This window comes from Bartonella sp. AA2SXKL, from assembly GCF_042197205.1.
GTDB lineage: Bacteria > Pseudomonadota > Alphaproteobacteria > Rhizobiales > Rhizobiaceae > Bartonella.
The window spans coordinates 1-754 of sequence record NZ_JBHIRN010000121.1 but is presented as its reverse complement, the minus strand read 5'-3'; the positions used below and the strand labels follow the sequence as shown (position 1 = coordinate 754).

Annotated in this window: 1 protein-coding gene; it reads right to left on the bottom strand. The window is 40.3% G+C overall.

Translation table 11 applies throughout. The annotated features are described in order from the left end of the window. Nucleotides 1-754, bottom strand: a 754-nt coding sequence (locus ACFINS_RS10175) for a TolC family protein (protein WP_375706199.1), incomplete at both ends; no start/stop codon positions are given.

Here is a 754-nt window from a genome sequence, read left to right as displayed (position 1 = left end):
GACGTACGCCCTCCTTCAAAGATCGGAACACTCACTGATACCCCTATTGATTTAGAGACTCCATCTTCTCCAATACCACTATAAATTCGATTATAAGACGCCGCAGCAGAAAAATCAATTTTAGGAAGTAACGTTCCTTCTTTTGCCTTTACATTATAAAAGCTAGCATCAACGAGATATTTTGCATAAAGAATTGCTGGATGCAGAGCAACGCTCATTTGGTAAGCAGCATTAAGATTTACGGGTAAACCTTTTGCTACTGGTGGACGTTTTAAATTTTCAGGATCAGAACCAATAACTTGTCGATAAACTGCTTCTGCTGACTTTACATCAGCACGTGCAAGGCTTAGTTCCGAAACAGCAACAGAACGTGCAGCTTGTGCCTGAGAAAGATCAACACGCCCTCCCTCTCCTACATCAAATTTTGCTTTATTCGAACGAACTTGCTCTTCGAGGGCAGCTAAATTTTCTTTACGAAGATCAGCAATACGACGCGCTTGGTAAACATTAGCATAAGCGGTTACAGTGTCTAGAAAGATATTTTGTTCAGCATTTCGAAGATATTCACGCTGCGCTTGAAGCTTAACCTGAGCTGAAAAAAACATATTTTGTGTGATAAAACCGTCAAATAATCTTTGATTTAGTCTTACCCCAAAGGATCCAGAAGTACTATAGGGACTTATAATAGACTTACTGCGCCCATAGCTTCCAATTCCTTCAATTTGTGGTAATAACCCCGATCGTGCAATCACCA